Source organism: Streptococcus mitis, from assembly GCF_000960025.1.
Taxonomy (GTDB): domain Bacteria; phylum Bacillota; class Bacilli; order Lactobacillales; family Streptococcaceae; genus Streptococcus; species Streptococcus mitis_DH.
Genome location: NZ_JYGQ01000003.1, coordinates 110,803 through 126,490 on the forward strand (window position 1 = coordinate 110,803; position 15,688 = coordinate 126,490).

Here is a 15,688-nt window from a genome sequence, read left to right on the forward strand (position 1 = left end):
AAGGGCATCTGCACGAATCAGGGCTTTCTAAGTGACTATTTCCACCGAAATATTATTTATATCAGGAGGACATTCACATGTCACGTTATACAGGACCATCTTGGAAACAAGCTCGTCGCCTTGGCCTTTCACTTACAGGTACAGGTAAAGAATTGGCACGTCGTAACTACGTACCAGGACAACACGGACCAAACAACCGTTCTAAATTGTCAGAATACGGTTTGCAATTGGCTGAAAAACAAAAACTTCGTTTCACTTACGGTGTAGGTGAAAAACAATTCCGTAACTTGTTCGTACAAGCTACAAAAATCAAAGGCGGAATCCTAGGTTTCAACTTCATGCTTCTTTTGGAACGTCGTTTGGATAACGTTGTTTACCGTCTTGGTCTTGCGACTACTCGTCGTCAAGCTCGTCAATTCGTAAACCACGGTCACATCCTTGTTGACGGAAAACGTGTTGATATCCCATCATACCGCGTAACTCCAGGTCAAGTGATCTCAGTTCGTGAGAAATCATTGAAAGTTCCAGCAATCCTTGAAGCAGTAGAAGCTACTCTTGGACGTCCAGCATTCGTATCATTCGACGCTGAAAAATTGGAAGGTTCATTGACTCGCTTGCCAGAACGCGACGAAATCAACCCAGAAATCAACGAAGCACTTGTCGTTGAATTCTACAACAAGATGCTTTAATTTTAAGATATATCTTACAGAAAGCCTACAACAGTGGGCTTTTTGCTTTGTCTTAAAATGTTGATTTCTGGGTTTACTGAGAAATTTTCTAGTAAAGTTATTTGTGTATCTAAGTCTAGCTATTTCAAGAATGACACGATGTTGATGATATAAATCTGGTATGGTATAATATTTTGCCCCCTCACTTTAAGGAAGGGAGGGGTTACATATGTTAGAAACTTTACTCACAGTGTTTCTAGCTCCGTTACTTATTAACGTGTTATCTGAGCTTTTCAAGTTATGGCTTAAGAAACGTAAGAAGTAATGGTTAACCCTTTAAGAGGGTAGCAAAAACCCCATCGGTGGCACGGTGGGGTTTTTTAGTTACATATGCTGTAACTTTACTCACATTGTAAATTCATTCTAACATATAACACCCAATATTTCAAGTTTTTATTTTTATATTTCCTCAGAGTGTGTTTGTGGTTTGAGTCCGCTTCACTGAAATTAGCACACGCGCTACCAAGTTCCATTCTACAGCAAAGAAATCAACTCTTTTCTAGGGGATTTCCGCCCTCATTTTTGTCTTTTGTGCTAAAATAGACTTATAAATTGAAAATAAGGAATGTTTATGAAATCGGGTAATGGTTTTTGGAAAGGCTGTCTCTATTTTTGGGGCTTCTTGTTCTTACTGGGCCTTTTGGTTCAATATGCTCTCCCACTTGCGGCTTGTGTCCTGCTAGGCTATGGTGGTTATCGCCTCTATAAACGTTGGCGCTATCCTCTTTTACAGGATGCTTCGCTCGACGATCGGATTGAGCTTTTAAAAGCTCGGATTCGTCAGGCGGACAAGGATATTCAGCAATTGGAGGGAACTTTAGTAGAAAAAGGCTCAGAGGCCTATAAGAGTCTGGCCAATCAAGTATTAATTGAACTGAGGGAAATCCATCAGGAGGCGGATCGTCTCAAGTCCTATATCGATGCTGATGTCTACAACCGTATTGACAAAAAGGTTCGTACAGTAAGGGCAAACATCGATGTTCAGCTAGAACATTTGGATAGAGAAAGTCAAGTAGATCTTGAAAATGCGGAGCCAGAGGAATTAGCTCCAGAATTGTCCCAAACCTTGGCTAATATTGCCATTGACCATCAGGCCATTTTAGACAAGATTGCCACCTCTGCTGAGGGGGATAAGGAAGAATTGACGGCCATTCATAGTTTGAAGATGGAGAAATTCCAAACGATTTTAGAAGGCTATTTAAAGATTAAGGCCAATCCTAAAAACTATAATCGGGCAGAAGAACGCTTAGAGCAAGCTAAAGCAGCTATCGAACAATTTGACCTTGAGCTAGACCAAGTCTTGAGAGAACTCAATGAAACAGATATGCGTGATTTTGATATCAGTCTGCGTATCTTAGAAAAAGATCGTAAAGAATAGGTTAGAAATAAAGGAGTAACCATGACAGAATTTAATTTTGATATTGACCAGATTGCCAATAATACGGTAGCTAAGGTGGATAAAACAACCCAAATCATCGAGACCAATACTGGCTCGGACAAGACCTTAACCTTCCTTGAAAAGTTGAGCCCTGAGCAGCAAGAAGGAATCAAGGCGCACGTGCCCCAGTTAGTAGACCAGTTTGTCACAAATCAAAATGCTCTTTTAGATTTTGGACAATCTGCTGTCGAAGGTGTGAACAATACGGTCAATCGTATCTTGTCAGAACAAAAGAAACTGCAGATTCCCCAAGTGGATGATCTACTCAAAAATACCAACCGTGAGTTGCAAGGCTTTGTAGTTAAATACAAGAACGCTGAAATTGCTGAGTTAGAAGAAAAGCCAAACTTTTTGCAACGATTGTTTAACAAGAGCAAGAATACCCTACAAGAATTTTACTTTGACTCAAAAACAGTGGAGCAAAAGCTCGATGGTATGGCAGCTGCAGTGGTCAAGCAAGAAGATGTGCTAGCTCGAAATATCGTCTCTGCTGAGATGTTGATTGAGGACAATACCAAATCCATTGAAAATCTAGTGGGAGTGATTTCCTTTATCGAAGCCAGCCAGACAGAAGCTGGTAATCGCGCTGCCGAACTGAAAGCTCAAACTGACCAACTTGATACAAGTACGGTAGAATACCAAACCAAGTCACAAGAATTGGCCCGCATGGCTGAAGTGGTTAATACTCTTGAACAACAACACACTGAGTATGTCAGCCGTCTCTATGTTGCCTGGGCAACAACACCTCAGATGCGCAATCTTGTGAAGGTGTCATCTGATATGCGCCAAAAATTGGGCATGCTTCGTCGCAATACGATTCCAACAATGAAGCTTTCTATTGCTCAACTGGGTATTTTGCAACAGTCAATGAAATCAGGTGTTGTGGCAGATGCCATTGTCAATGCCAATAATGCTGCTCTTCAGATGTTAGCTGAAACCAGTAAGGAAGTGATTCCGCAGATGGAACGAATTGCCCAAAGCCCGACAGTCGCTGTCGAATCGGTTACCAAACTGGCTGAAAGTCTGGTCGCTCAAAACCAAGGTATCGTCGCTGCTATTGAATTGGGACGCCAGAAACGTGCCCAGCTAGAAACAACTATCGTTAAGTCCGCAGAAATGATCAACGATTCTGTCAAGCTACGCGATGAGAAAATCGTCCAAGCCCTTCTAGACCAAGGCAAGGCCGCCCAGAAAGAAGTACAAGAATAACACACAAGTCCCTTGTAATGTAGATTTGCAGGGGATTTTGGATTTTTCTATATATTAGAGTCTAATTTATTTCACAAAAAATGTAGTCATTCGAATGATTTGTCTTGCAATGTACTGAAATTAACAAAAAGAAAAAACGCTTGAATTAGCGTTTTTCTTCTGTATTGATTCGTATTGAATGCTTACTTAACTTCTGTAAACACAACGTGTTTGCGAAGTTTTGGTGAGTATTTCTTCAATTGAAGACGGTCTGGAGTGTTACGTTTGTTTTTAGAAGTAAGGTACAAGCGTTCACCAGATTCTTTGTGTTCAAGTGTAATATTTACGCGCATGGTATCTCCCTTCTATTATTCAGCTGATGCAGCTTTAGCGATTTTACGTCCTTTGTAGTATCCTTTAAGTGATACACGGTGAGAACGTGAGTAATCTCCAGTAGTTTCGTCAAAGTTTACAGATGGAGCTGTTACTTTGTAGTGTGTACGACGTTTGTTTTTCTTCGCTTTTGAAGTGCGACGTGCAGGTACTGCCATTTTGATTTCTCCTTTAGGTATTTATATTCGATTCAATCTACTGATTTTCATCAACCATACTAGGATAACACATTTTTTTTGTAAAGTAAAGTTACTTGACAAAAAAAGATGAAAAAATTCTCCTGTCAGACCTAGCAGACAGGAGAAGGTGTTAAATATCAATCTCAAATGGTTCGTCAATGGTTTCTGACACGTATTTTCCGTCTTTCTTCCGTTGTTTGACACATTCTGTGAGGAGATATTCGATTTGCCCATTGACTGAACGAAAGTCGTCTTCTGCCCATGATGCGAGTGCAGCGTATAACTTTGTTGAGAGTCGAAGGGGGATCTGCTTTTTTTAGCTTCAGCCATCTTTAGTAAAGACTTCCTGTGTTGACAATTGGTTGTGCATCATGATTGCCACAGAGAACGACTAGGAGATTTGAAACCATGGCAGCTTTTCGTTCTTCATCAAGCTCTACCAATTCCCCTTCATTGAGACGTTCTGGTGCCATTTCAACCATTCCTACAGCACCGTCGACAATCATCTTCCGGGCATCAATAATGGCAGATGCTTGTTGACGTTGAAGCATGACGGCAGCAATTTCTGGTGCGTAAGCTAGGTAAGTAATACGTGCTTCAAGGATTTCCTAAGCAGTCATTGTCATTTGATGATTTAGCTCCTAAAAAAGGAGATTTTGTGCTAACATCACCACTTTGTCCAAGTCGAGTGTGGTTTGCAGGGTTGACTGCTACGCTGAAGGGATTGACAAAGTAAAAGCCAGGTTCTTTGATGGTACCTGTATAGTTACCAAAGAGTGTCAGAACCATAGCCTCCTGAGGTTTGACAACTTTTAAACCAGCATGAGTTAGCGCTGCAATTACGATTAGTAAAGGTCCGATAATAATTCCAAAAATGTTTTCCGAACCAACACCCATTATAAATATAAAGATACCAAGTACGATTGTCAACTCAATGAGAATCAATGCTAATACACCATTTGGTTATGAATTGATTAGTTTTTCAGTCATAAGAATGACCTCTGTTATTTGATATCTAAATGATATCATTTTGTTTTTAAAAATTAATAGAAAGTTGACAAATAATCACTAAAAAGTTTCAGCCCAATAATTACTTATAGGAAGTGAGATTATATTGTGCTGAAATACTCTTTTATTCTTATAACTTTTACACTATAATTGTAGTTAGAAAGGAAGAGAAATGTTTGATTATAGAGCACTAGTTATTTTGATGACTTTGATGGATCATTGTGAGCTATCATTATATGAATTATCTGTTAAGGTGAGCTTACCTATAAAGGAAGTCAAAGAAGGAATAGATTATTTAGTGCCTTATCTAGCTAATAAAGGGATAGTGCTGGATAAAAAACAAGGTCGCTATAGTTTATCAAATCGTACGAAGCAGTCTTTGACAGATATTATTAAGTCGGATGAATTGGTTTTACCAAAGTCGACTCGCTTAGCATTAATCTATCTTTACACTTTTTGCCGATTAGATTTTATATCGAATAATCATTACCAAGACTTTTTGAAAGTAAGTAAGAATACAACCTTATCTGATATTCAATCATTAAGAAAGATTATGTTGGATAATGATTTGGAGCTAGGGTACAGTAGAGCAAAAGGTTATACTTTACACGGTTCAGAGTGGAATAAGCACCGTTTAGCTTTTCAAATGGTTAGTGAGTTGCTGGAATCCTCCATAGGGATTTGGGGGTTGGATTATGTTTTATCCAGTTGGGGGTATTCATTAACTTATGATTTGATTGATCAGGTAGTTAAAGATTATTATGAAAAGCTACAGATAGTACCTATTGTTAATCAATTAAAAGTTTGCCTTTTCGGTTTAGTATTCATTATATGTAGGTATCAAAGGGATGTTGAAAGAGTATGTCTTTCAGAGACATTAGTATCTCCTATTATTCAAGATATAACGACTATTTTATTAGATACAGTAGTTGATTTGGGAATTATAGATACGGTATTTTCAGAGGATGATTATCGCTATGTCACAGTTTTATTATCAAGTTGCTTTGAAGGTGAAGTAGATGTTGCTCCGGTTTACTTTAATCAATTAACAGAGGCTATTATAAGTAGAATGGAAGATATTTCTTTGTTACATTTTAAACAAAGAGAAGTATTGAGAGAAAATCTTCGCCGCCACCTTATACCGGCTTACTATAGATTAAAGTTCGGCTTACCTAGCTCAAATGAATATGTGTTGCATGTTAAAGAACATTATCCTGATTTATTTGAACTAGTAAAAGATTCTTTGACTCCCTTGATGGACGCTATTGACAAGCCCATACCTGATAGTGAAACAGCATATTTTGTTATCCATTTTGGAGGATATTTAAAGAAAGCAGACAATTTGCCTCAAAAATGTTATAAAGCAGCAATTATCTGTCCTAATGGAATTAGTTCTTCATTGATGATAAAAGAGAATCTATTAGCATTATTCCCTCAAATTGAGTTTATAGGAACCTCAAAGATTGATGATTTATATGCGAAAACTAGTAGTGACTATGATATGGTTTTTTCTACTATAAAGGTGGATACAGAGAAGCCAAATTATCTAGTTTCTGTTATGATGACGGAAGAACAAACAACACAGTTAGTTGAATTGGTATCAAAAGATTTCCCAGATACAGGTTATCGAGATATTGAGCTTAATCAGATAATTAGCATAGTAAGACGATATAGTGTAATCACACAAGAATTAGAGTTAAAATTAGCATTAAAGAGGTATCTCTATCAAGAAATGAACAGAAAGGAAGTGTTACCATTGTTAGAAGAATTAATTACAAAAGAAACTTATCAGGTTAGTTCGGAAAAATTAGGATGGAAGGAGGCAATTCGTTTAGCAGCTAAACCGCTTTTGGATCAACATAAGATAACTGAGAACTACCCTGAGGCAATGATTCAAAAAGTAGAAGAGTTTGGGCCTTTTATTAATTTAGGGAAGGGAGTAGCAATTCCTCACGCTCGGCCAGATGAAGGTGTGAATGAAATAGGAATGTCAATGTTAGTTTTGGAAGAACCGATTTATTTATTGGATAATCCAGAACAGGAGGTAAGATTGTTGATTTGTATTGCAGCCATTGATAATGAGAGTCATTTAAAGGCTTTGTCACATTTAACAACAATTTTAAGAGATAAAAATCATGTTCAAACTTTAATATCATCAAAAAACTATGATGACATTGAAATGATAATTAAACAGGAGGATTAGATAATGTTAAGAATTGGTACAGCTTGTGGTTCAGGATTAGGTTCAAGTTTTATGGTACAGATGAATATTGAATCTGTATTGAGTGATTTGAATGTTTCAGATGTAGAAGTTGAACACTATGATTTAGGTGGAGCAGATCCAAATGCAGCTGATATTTGGATTGTGGGTCGTGATCTAGCTGATTCAGCTAGTCATCTTGGAGATGTTCGTATCTTAAATAGTATTATTGATATGGATGAACTACGAGAATTAATTACTAAACTTTGTGAAGAAAAAGGACTTATTTAGGAGGCTAGCGTCATGATGAAGTTCATATTGGATATTGTTAGTACACCAGCTATTTTAGTAGCTTTAATTGCAATCTTAGGATTAGTTCTTCAGAAGAAGAAATTACCTGATATTATTAAAGGTGGAATTAAGACCTTTGTTGGTTTCTTAGTTGTATCTGGTGGTGCAGGAATTGTACAAAATTCTTTGAATCCATTTGGTACCATGTTTGAACATGCTTTTCATTTATCTGGAGTTGTACCGAATAATGAAGCAATTGTAGCTGTAGCTTTAACCACATATGGCTCAGCTACTGCAATGATTATGTTTGCAGGTATGGTATTCAATATCTTAATTGCTCGTTTTACTCGATTCAAATATATCTTTTTAACAGGGCACCACACTCTATATATGGCGTGTATGATTGCGGTCATTTTATCAGTTGCTGGCTTTACAAGTTTGCCTCTTATCTTACTAGGTGGATTAGCGCTCGGTATTATTATGAGTATTTCCCCAGCATTTGTGCAAAAATATATGGTTCAATTAACTGGAAATGACAAGGTGGCTTTAGGTCATTTCAGTTCTTTGGGATATTGGTTGAGTGGTTTTACTGGTAGCCTTATCGGTGACAAATCAAAATCAACAGAGGACATTAAATTTCCAAAGAGTTTAGCTTTTTTACGTGATAGTACTGTTAGCATTACTTTATCTATGGCAGTTATTTACATTATTGTAGCTATCTTTGCAGGGTCAGAATATATAGAAAAAGAAATCAGTAATGGTACAAGTGGTCTAGTTTATGCTTTACAATTAGCAGGTCAATTTGCAGCAGGTGTATTTGTTATTTTAGCAGGTGTTCGCCTTATTTTGGGTGAAATTGTTCCAGCCTTTAAAGGTATTTCAGAGCGTCTTGTACCTAATTCAAAACCTGCTTTGGATTGTCCGATTGTTTATACTTATGCACCTAATGCAGTCCTAATTGGATTTATCTCTAGTTTTGTTGGTGGTTTAGTAAGTATGGCAATTATGATTGCTTCAGGAACGGTTGTCATCTTACCAGGCGTTGTGCCTCATTTCTTCTGTGGAGCGACTGCAGGTGTCATTGGGAATGCATCTGGTGGTGTTCGTGGAGCCACTATTGGAGCATTTTTACAAGGTATTTTAATTAGTTTTCTTCCAGTCTTTTTAATGCCAGTTTTGGGAGGACTTGGTTTCCAAGGGTCAACTTTCTCAGATGCAGATTTTGGTCTATCAGGAATTATTTTAGGAATGTTGAATCAATTTGGCTCACAAGCAGGCATTGTTATTGGTCTTGTTCTTATTCTAGCAGTTATGTTTGGAGTATCCTTTATTAAAAAGCCATCTGCAAAGGAGGAATAAGGGATGATTTTAAGTGAAAATAGAGAAGATGAGTTAAGAAAATTTGCAACAAAAATCCGATTAAATACTCTTAGAACATTGAATCATCTTGGATTCGGCCATTATGGAGGGAGTCTGTCTATAGTAGAAGTTTTAGCAGTGCTTTATGGTGAAATAATGCCGATGACTCCAGAAATATTTGCGTCACGAGATAGAGATTATTTTGTTTTATCCAAGGGACATGCTGGACCAGCTTTGTACAGCACACTCTATTTGAATGGTTTCTTTGACAAAGAATTCTTACATTCTTTAAATACAAATGGGACCAAATTACCGTCTCATCCTGATAGAAATCTAACGCCGGGCATAGATATGACAACTGGCTCTTTAGGACAGGGAATTAGTGTTGCAACCGGGCTTGCATATGGTCAGAGAATAAGAAAAAGTCCCTTTTATACCTATGCTATTGTTGGAGATGGTGAGTTAAATGAGGGACAATGTTGGGAGGCTATACAGTTTGCTTCTCATCAACAGTTATCTAATTTAATTGTATTTGTAGACGATAACAAAAAACAATTAGATGGTTTTACAAAGGATATTTGTAATCCAGGTGATTTTGTAGAAAAATTCTCAGCATTTGGGTTTGAATCCATTAGGGTCAATGGTTCAGATATTAGAGAAATTTATGAAGGGATTATCCAATTAAAACAGTCAAATAATTCATCCCCTAAGTGTATTGTATTAGACACTATTAAAGGTCAAGGAGTTCGAGAGCTGGAAGAAATGAAATCCAATCATCATCTTCGCCCTACTGTAGAGGAGAGACAAATGTTAACTTCAGTTGTAGAAAGATTAAGTCAGGAATTGGAGGAAACAGAATGATGAGAAGTACGAAAGAATTACGACATGTGTATAGAGATTTCCTTCTAGAAGCTAACCAAAGTTCTTCTGATATAGTAGTTTTAGAAGCAGACTTGTCAAGTTCGATGGCTACTAATAATCTTGAAAAGGACTTTGGAGACCGTTATGTGAATGTTGGGATCATGGAAGCAGAAATGGTCGGGCTTGCAGCAGGTTTATCTATTCAGGGGTTTAGACCTTATCTTCATACATTTGGCCCTTTTGCTTCACGAAGAGTATTTGATCAATTATTTATTTCTCTTGGGTACGCACAATTGGATGCCACTGTGATTGGCTCAGATGCAGGAGTAACGGCAGAGATGAATGGTGGAACACATATGCCATTTGAAGAAATTGGATTGTTACGTTTAATTCCTAAATCAATCATTTTTGAAGCAACTGATGATATCCAATTTCGTGAAATCTTGAACCAGACATTAGAATTAAAAGGACTAAAATATATTCGAACAATTAGAAAAGCTCCAGAGGCTGTATATCAAGGTGGAGAAGATTTTTCTAAAGGCTACATTGAGTTAAGACACGGTGAAGATGTTGTAATAGTTGCTTCTGGCATAATGGTTGCTCCAAGTATTCGAGTTGCGGATGAACTGTCTAAATTAGGTTATTCAGTAGGTGTGATAGATTTATTTAGAATCAAACCGATACCAGAACAGATAAAAACAATGTTAAGCGGAAAAACTATATTTACTGTAGAAAACCACAATCAGATAGGTGGAATTGGCAGTGCTTTATGTGAATTATTCTCTGATGATGGAATAACAAAAATTCATCGGATGGGTGTTCAAGAAAGATTCGGTCAAGTAGGGAAAATGGATTATCTTCTTAATGAGTATGGTTTGAGTGAATCGAATATAAAAGAGAAAGTTTTAGCGTTTTATAATGCAAGATAGATGTTAAATACACTTATCTGAAAGAACTTCTGTAAAAATTACATTACGTTATTTAAAGCGAGCGGATTAAAAGCATATTCTGGTAATCAGAAAGTGCCCTGATCCGCTTTGTTGTTTTTAATTTAAAATGTTTATATGTGTATAGAATTTTCTGAAAATTCAAGAATTTTCTTCTGTTCATTGCTTTTAAAATGTGCTATAATAGTAAAAACTGAAATGGGAGGGAACAAATGACTGAATTAGATAAACGTCACCGCAGTAGCATTTATGACAGCATGGTAAAATCACCAAACCGTGCTATGCTTCGTGCGACTGGTATGACAGATAAGGACTTTGAAACACCGATTGTGGGAGTAATTTCGACTTGGGCGGAAAATACACCATGTAACATTCACTTGCATGATTTTGGGAAATTAGCTAAAGAAGGTGTCAAATCGGCAGGTGCTTGGCCTGTGCAGTTTGGGACTATCACTGTAGCGGACGGGATTGCTATGGGAACGCCTGGTATGCGTTTCTCTTTGACATCTCGTGATATCATCGCGGACTCAATCGAGGCGGCTATGGGAGGCCACAACGTGGATGCCTTCGTCGCTATCGGTGGCTGTGACAAGAACATGCCTGGTTCTATGATTGCCATTGCTAATATGGATATTCCAGCTATTTTCGCCTATGGTGGAACTATTGCACCGGGAAATCTTGATGGCAAAGACATCGACTTGGTTTCTGTTTTTGAGGGTATCGGGAAATGGAACCACGGTGATATGACGGCTGAGGACGTGAAACGTCTTGAATGTAATGCCTGCCCTGGACCTGGTGGCTGTGGTGGTATGTATACTGCTAATACCATGGCGACAGCTATCGAAGTTCTAGGTATGAGTTTGCCAGGCTCTTCATCTCACCCAGCTGAATCAGCTGATAAGAAAGAAGACATTGAAGCAGCAGGACGTGCTGTAGTTAAAATGTTGGAGCTCGGTCTTAAACCATCAGACATCTTGACTCGTGAAGCCTTTGAAGATGCCATCACTGTCACGATGGCTCTCGGTGGTTCTACAAATGCCACTCTTCACTTGCTTGCCATTGCCCATGCTGCCAATGTTGACTTGTCACTTGAGGACTTCAATACAATCCAAGAACGTGTGCCTCACTTGGCTGACTTGAAACCATCTGGTCAGTATGTCTTCCAAGACCTCTACGAAGTCGGTGGTGTACCTGCGGTTATGAAATACCTCTTGGCGAATGGCTTCCTTCATGGAGACCGCATTACATGTACTGGTAAGACTGTAGCTGAGAACTTGGCTGACTTTGCAGACCTTACACCAGGTCAAAAAGTCATCATGCCACTTGAAAATCCAAAACGTGCGGATGGTCCGCTTATCATCTTGAACGGGAACCTTGCACCAGACGGTGCGGTTGCCAAGGTATCAGGTGTTAAAGTGCGTCGTCACGTTGGTCCAGCTAAAGTCTTTGACTCAGAAGAAGATGCGATTCAGGCCGTTCTGACAGATGAAATCGTTGATGGCGATGTAGTCGTTGTTCGTTTCGTTGGACCTAAAGGTGGTCCTGGTATGCCTGAGATGCTGTCACTTTCATCAATGATCGTTGGTAAAGGTCAAGGAGACAAGGTTGCCCTCTTGACAGACGGACGTTTCTCTGGTGGTACTTATGGTCTGGTTGTTGGACATATCGCCCCTGAAGCTCAGGATGGTGGACCAATTGCCTACCTTCGTACAGGCGATATTGTTACGGTTGACCAAGATACCAAAGAAATTTCCATGGCCGTATCCGAAGAAGAACTTGAAAAACGTAAGGCAGAAACTACCTTGCCACCACTCTACAGCCGTGGTGTCCTCGGTAAATACGCTCACATCGTATCATCTGCTTCACGCGGAGCCGTGACAGACTTCTGGAATATGGACAAGTCAGGTAAAAAATAAACTTAAAAAGCAAGCCAATCTCGGCTTGCTTCTTTTCATCTCCAAAAGTGATTTGCCTGCTTATACTCAATAAAAATCAAAGAGCAAACTAGAAAGCTAGGCGCAGGTTGCTCAAAACACTGTTTTGAGGTTGTGGATAGAACTGACGAAGTCAGCTCAAAATACCGTTTTGAGGTTGCAGATAGAACTGACGAAGTCAGTAACATCTATACGATAAGGCTAAGCTGACGTGGTTTGAAGAGATTTTTGAAGAGTATTAACGAGGTGGTAGTCCAAGGGCAATGCGGCCATAGCGACTAATTCGTGTGATTTTCCAAGCGGGCGACCAGGTAACTTCAACCTTGACATCTTCGATACCCTTGATTTGTTTCAGACCCGCCACGATTTCGATAGGCAGGCTTTCGGCACAATCACAGGCAGTGTCGGTGAAGGTCATGACAATCTTGCAGAGCCCCGTTTCATCCAGATTGATTTCATAAATCAGACCTAGATTGTAAACATCCAATTCTACATCTGTATCAAAAACCTTCTCTAGTTTTTCGATAATTTGGTCTTGCAAGGCCAAAGCGCGGTCATTAATTTTGATATCGTCTCTCATTACAGTCCCTCCACGTGATAAATATCCTCTATTTTCTCATAATTCTGACAATTTGGCAAGTTTTTGATGAATTTTCTGAAAAATATGATAAAATGAAGAAAATACTGAATCAAGGGGAAGCCTATGGAGCAGATTGGAAAAGTCTTTAGACAATTACGAGAGTCAAGAAATATCTCGCTGAGACAAGCAACTGGGGGACAATTTTCGCCATCTATGTTGTCCCGCTTTGAAACAGGTCATAGTGAGCTTTCGGTGGAAAAGTTTCTATTTGCCCTAGAAAATATATCTGCCAGTGTAGAGGAAATCCTCTTTCTGGCGAGAGGGTTTCAGTATGATACAGATTCTGAGTTGAGAAAAGAAATCATAGATGTCTTGGATCCAAAGAACATAGCTCCGCTTGAGGACTTGTATCGCAAGGAGTATCAAAAGCAAGCCCATTCTCAAAACAAACAGAAACATATTCTAAATGCCATTCTTATCAAGTCTTATATGAAGAGCATGGATGAAAGGGTAGAGTTAACGGCAGAGGAAGGAAAAGTCCTTCATGATTACCTGTTTTCTACCGAGATTTGGGGAATCTATGAACTCAATTTATTTTCAGTCAGTTCACCATTTCTATCTGTTTCTCTTTTTACTAGATATGTACGAGAAATGGTTCGAAAATCTGATTTTCTAATGGAAATGTCTGGTAATCGAAACCTTTTTCACACTATACTATTGAATGGCTTTTTAGCCAGCATTGAGTGTGAAGAATTTACCAATGCCTCTTATTTTAAACGTGTTATCGAAGAGCATTTCTACAATGAAAATGAAACCTATTTCCGAATTGTCTATTTGTGGGCGGAAGGTCTCCTTGATAGCAAGCAAGGCAGAGTCAAGGAAGGTCAGAAAAAGATGGAAGATGCTGTCCGTATTTTTGAGATGCTTGGCTGTAATAAATCTGCCGAATACTATAGAAAAACGACCGATTGTTGAATATCTGCAAACTAAGAAAATTATTTAAAATTTGAAGCGATAGAACTCTTACCCTCTCTCAGGTTATCAAAGAAGGTCTATCGTTTTTTTTGCTTATTTTATGTGTTGCATATATTCAAAAGTTTTCCCTTTCAATTTCTAAGTGCTATACTGTAGTCATACTTTATATAGAACTTATACTCTTCGAAAATCTCTTCAAACCACGTCAGCTTCCATCCACAACCTCAAAACATTGTTTTGAGCAGCCTGCGGCTAGCTTCCTAGTTTGCTCTTTGATTTTCATTGAGTATTCGAACAAGAAGGGAGATTACCTATGAAACTATTGTTTAGAAATCAAGCTTATCGACTCTTGACTTTGTCACGCTTCTTCAATGCCTTTGGTGCTTCGATTTTTAATCTGGTATTTATCGTCTATGCATCGACCCTGCCACAAGCCTCTTTTGCGGTTGCTATGGCGAATATTATCATGATTCTTCCGACTCTCTTTACAGTTTTTGTAGGAATTCGGGCAGATTACACAAGGGACAAGGTCAAATGGATGGTCTATAGCGGTTTGTTTCAGGCGTTTTTATTTTTTCTGGCAGCCCTAGTTGTTCAGCAAGCTAGTCTCTTTGCCTTTTCTAGCCTGTGTTTAATCAATGTCATCAGTGATGTGATTAGTGATTTTGCTGGTGGTTTGCGCATGCCTCTCGTTAAGGAAAAAGTAGCTGAAGAGGATTTGATGGAAGCTTACTCTTTTTCACAGTTCATCACCTATATTTCAGCTATTGGTGGTCAAGCTTTTGGAGTCTGGCTCTTAGGGCTATCGGTCAACAATTTTTCCCTCGTTGCGGGAATCAATGCCTGTTTCTTCCTAGTATCAGCCGTCATCCTCTTTTTAGGAAAAAGCAAATTGAGCCTGTCAATTTCATCTCCTGATGGTGAATCACTAAAAAATGAGAAGCTTTCTATCAAAGACCAGTTCCTAACGATTTATCGGAATTTACGTCTCGTTTTTCTTAAAGGTGGACAGAAAAACTTTGGTTTTATGCTCTGTGCTGTCTTGCTTATCAATGCCTTGGGTGGCGCTTTAGGAAGCATCTATAACATCTTCTTTTTGAGCCACACTCTTTTGGACTTTTCTTACACAGAGGCATTATTTATCAGTCAAGTCTGTGCTTTGTTAGCAATCATCATCAGTAGCCTTACGGGCAATGATTATTTTGGGAAGCAGTCCTTGCCTAGATTGATGATGTGGGTGACCGTAGGACTCAGTCTAGTTGGTCTAGCTAATTTATTCAATCAAGTCGTACTTGGTTTACTATTTCTCTGTTCAACTCTGTATGTGTCTGGTAAAGTTCAACCAAAGATTAGTGCCATGCTCCTGAAAAATCTAGCTCCAGAGGTTCTAGCTCGTACCAGTAATTTTTTAGGTTTATTGTTCACCTTATCCATACCTGTGGGAACAGCCTGTTTTTCACTTGTAGCCGTATGGAATATACAGTTGACTTGGATGCTATTTGTTGGTCTTTCCTTGTTGGCTATTCTTTTGACAGTTCTTAATCTTAAAAATGATATTTGAATCCTAATTTTTTTCTCACTGTTTTAATCCCTCTATTTATGGTAAA

At 38.6% G+C, this 15,688-nt stretch carries 15 protein-coding genes and 1 pseudogene; 11 read left to right on the forward strand and 5 right to left on the reverse strand.

What is annotated here, in order from left to right:
- Positions 1-77: 77 nt before the first annotated feature.
- The 3 genes from rpsD to TZ91_RS06350 all read left to right on the forward strand — a co-directional run bounded on the left by rpsD (position 78) and on the right by TZ91_RS06350 (position 3,375).
- The gene (gene rpsD / locus TZ91_RS06340; protein WP_000092756.1) at positions 78-689 is read left to right on the forward strand and encodes a 30S ribosomal protein S4; all 612 of its coding nucleotides are present in this window, start codon (positions 78-80) and stop codon (positions 687-689) included.
- Between the two features lie 610 nt (positions 690-1,299).
- Positions 1,300-2,106: a coiled-coil domain-containing protein gene (locus tag TZ91_RS06345; RefSeq protein WP_033687494.1), complete on the forward strand. Its 807-nt coding sequence runs from the start codon at positions 1,300-1,302 to the stop codon at positions 2,104-2,106.
- Positions 2,107-2,127: 21 nt separating this feature from the next.
- Positions 2,128-3,375, forward strand: coding sequence for a toxic anion resistance protein (locus TZ91_RS06350; RefSeq protein WP_033687493.1), 1,248 nt, complete (start codon positions 2,128-2,130; stop codon positions 3,373-3,375).
- Between the two features lie 182 nt (positions 3,376-3,557).
- On the opposite strand, the gene rpmG is transcribed toward TZ91_RS06350, so the two are convergent.
- The 4 genes and pseudogenes from rpmG to TZ91_RS10665 all read right to left on the reverse strand — a co-directional run bounded on the left by rpmG (position 3,558) and on the right by TZ91_RS10665 (position 4,871).
- On the reverse strand, positions 3,558-3,707 hold the full coding sequence (gene rpmG, locus TZ91_RS06355) for a 50S ribosomal protein L33 (RefSeq protein WP_001265622.1): 150 nt from the start codon (positions 3,705-3,707) through the stop codon (positions 3,558-3,560).
- A gap of 15 nt (positions 3,708-3,722) precedes the next feature.
- Positions 3,723-3,905: a 50S ribosomal protein L32 gene (rpmF, locus tag TZ91_RS06360; RefSeq protein ID WP_000290417.1), complete on the reverse strand. Its 183-nt coding sequence runs from the start codon at positions 3,903-3,905 to the stop codon at positions 3,723-3,725.
- A 151-nt stretch (positions 3,906-4,056) separates the two neighbouring features.
- A complete protein-coding gene (locus TZ91_RS06365; protein WP_033608448.1) occupies positions 4,057-4,233 on the reverse strand; it encodes a type II toxin-antitoxin system antitoxin in 177 nt (58 codons plus the stop codon).
- A 25-nt stretch (positions 4,234-4,258) separates the two neighbouring features.
- A pseudogene (locus tag TZ91_RS10665) lies at positions 4,259-4,871 on the reverse strand (SPFH domain-containing protein).
- A gap of 235 nt (positions 4,872-5,106) precedes the next feature.
- Between TZ91_RS10665 and TZ91_RS06380 the strand changes: the two are divergent.
- The 6 genes from TZ91_RS06380 (at position 5,107) to ilvD (ending at position 12,508) form a co-directional block, all read left to right on the forward strand.
- On the forward strand, positions 5,107-7,137 hold the full coding sequence (locus TZ91_RS06380) for a BglG family transcription antiterminator (RefSeq protein WP_023947575.1): 2,031 nt from the start codon (positions 5,107-5,109) through the stop codon (positions 7,135-7,137).
- Between the two features lie 3 nt (positions 7,138-7,140).
- Positions 7,141-7,425, forward strand: coding sequence for a PTS sugar transporter subunit IIB (locus TZ91_RS06385; protein WP_023947577.1), 285 nt, complete (start codon positions 7,141-7,143; stop codon positions 7,423-7,425).
- Positions 7,426-7,437: 12 nt separating this feature from the next.
- Positions 7,438-8,784 (forward strand): PTS ascorbate transporter subunit IIC, encoded by a 1,347-nt coding sequence (locus TZ91_RS06390; protein ID WP_000975289.1) that lies wholly within the window; start codon positions 7,438-7,440, stop codon positions 8,782-8,784.
- Between the two features lie 3 nt (positions 8,785-8,787).
- Positions 8,788-9,645: a transketolase gene (locus TZ91_RS06395; protein ID WP_033687490.1), complete on the forward strand. Its 858-nt coding sequence runs from the start codon at positions 8,788-8,790 to the stop codon at positions 9,643-9,645.
- Positions 9,642-10,574 (forward strand): transketolase family protein, encoded by a 933-nt coding sequence (locus TZ91_RS06400; RefSeq protein WP_033687489.1) that lies wholly within the window; start codon positions 9,642-9,644, stop codon positions 10,572-10,574. The genes TZ91_RS06395 and TZ91_RS06400 overlap by 4 nt, the downstream gene beginning before the upstream one ends.
- A 230-nt stretch (positions 10,575-10,804) precedes the next feature.
- The gene (gene ilvD / locus TZ91_RS06405) at positions 10,805-12,508 is read left to right on the forward strand and encodes a dihydroxy-acid dehydratase (RefSeq protein ID WP_000137343.1); all 1,704 of its coding nucleotides are present in this window, start codon (positions 10,805-10,807) and stop codon (positions 12,506-12,508) included.
- Between the two features lie 256 nt (positions 12,509-12,764).
- On the opposite strand, the gene TZ91_RS06410 is transcribed toward ilvD, so the two are convergent.
- Positions 12,765-13,106: a metal-sulfur cluster assembly factor gene (locus TZ91_RS06410; RefSeq protein WP_033687487.1), complete on the reverse strand. Its 342-nt coding sequence runs from the start codon at positions 13,104-13,106 to the stop codon at positions 12,765-12,767.
- 123 nt (positions 13,107-13,229) lie between these two features.
- Here TZ91_RS06410 and rgg point away from each other — a divergent pair, with 123 nt between their 5' ends.
- Positions 13,230-14,081, forward strand: a complete 852-nt coding sequence (gene rgg / locus TZ91_RS06415) for a quorum-sensing system transcriptional regulator Rgg (protein WP_033687485.1) — start codon at positions 13,230-13,232, stop codon at positions 14,079-14,081.
- A gap of 313 nt (positions 14,082-14,394) precedes the next feature.
- Complete coding sequence (locus tag TZ91_RS06425) at positions 14,395-15,642, forward strand: MFS transporter (RefSeq protein WP_033687483.1); 1,248 nt, start codon at positions 14,395-14,397, stop codon at positions 15,640-15,642.
- Positions 15,643-15,688: the final 46 nt, after the last annotated feature.

Coding starts and splice junctions, on each gene's coding strand:
- TZ91_RS06390 (WP_000975289.1), top strand. CDS start 7,438: ATGATGAAGTTCATATTGGATATTGTTAGTACACCAGCTATTTTAGTA.
- TZ91_RS06400 (WP_033687489.1), top strand. CDS start 9,642: ATGATGAGAAGTACGAAAGAATTACGACATGTGTATAGAGATTTCCTT.
- ilvD (WP_000137343.1), top strand. CDS start 10,805: ATGACTGAATTAGATAAACGTCACCGCAGTAGCATTTATGACAGCATG.
- TZ91_RS06345 (WP_033687494.1), top strand. CDS start 1,300: ATGAAATCGGGTAATGGTTTTTGGAAAGGCTGTCTCTATTTTTGGGGC.
- rgg (WP_033687485.1), top strand. CDS start 13,230: ATGGAGCAGATTGGAAAAGTCTTTAGACAATTACGAGAGTCAAGAAAT.
- rpmG (WP_001265622.1), bottom strand. CDS start 3,707: ATGCGCGTAAATATTACACTTGAACACAAAGAATCTGGTGAACGCTTG.
- TZ91_RS06380 (WP_023947575.1), top strand. CDS start 5,107: ATGTTTGATTATAGAGCACTAGTTATTTTGATGACTTTGATGGATCAT.
- rpmF (WP_000290417.1), bottom strand. CDS start 3,905: ATGGCAGTACCTGCACGTCGCACTTCAAAAGCGAAGAAAAACAAACGT.
- TZ91_RS06395 (WP_033687490.1), top strand. CDS start 8,788: ATGATTTTAAGTGAAAATAGAGAAGATGAGTTAAGAAAATTTGCAACA.
- rpsD (WP_000092756.1), top strand. CDS start 78: ATGTCACGTTATACAGGACCATCTTGGAAACAAGCTCGTCGCCTTGGC.
- TZ91_RS06350 (WP_033687493.1), top strand. CDS start 2,128: ATGACAGAATTTAATTTTGATATTGACCAGATTGCCAATAATACGGTA.
- TZ91_RS06410 (WP_033687487.1), bottom strand. CDS start 13,106: ATGAGAGACGATATCAAAATTAATGACCGCGCTTTGGCCTTGCAAGAC.
- TZ91_RS06425 (WP_033687483.1), top strand. CDS start 14,395: ATGAAACTATTGTTTAGAAATCAAGCTTATCGACTCTTGACTTTGTCA.
- TZ91_RS06385 (WP_023947577.1), top strand. CDS start 7,141: ATGTTAAGAATTGGTACAGCTTGTGGTTCAGGATTAGGTTCAAGTTTT.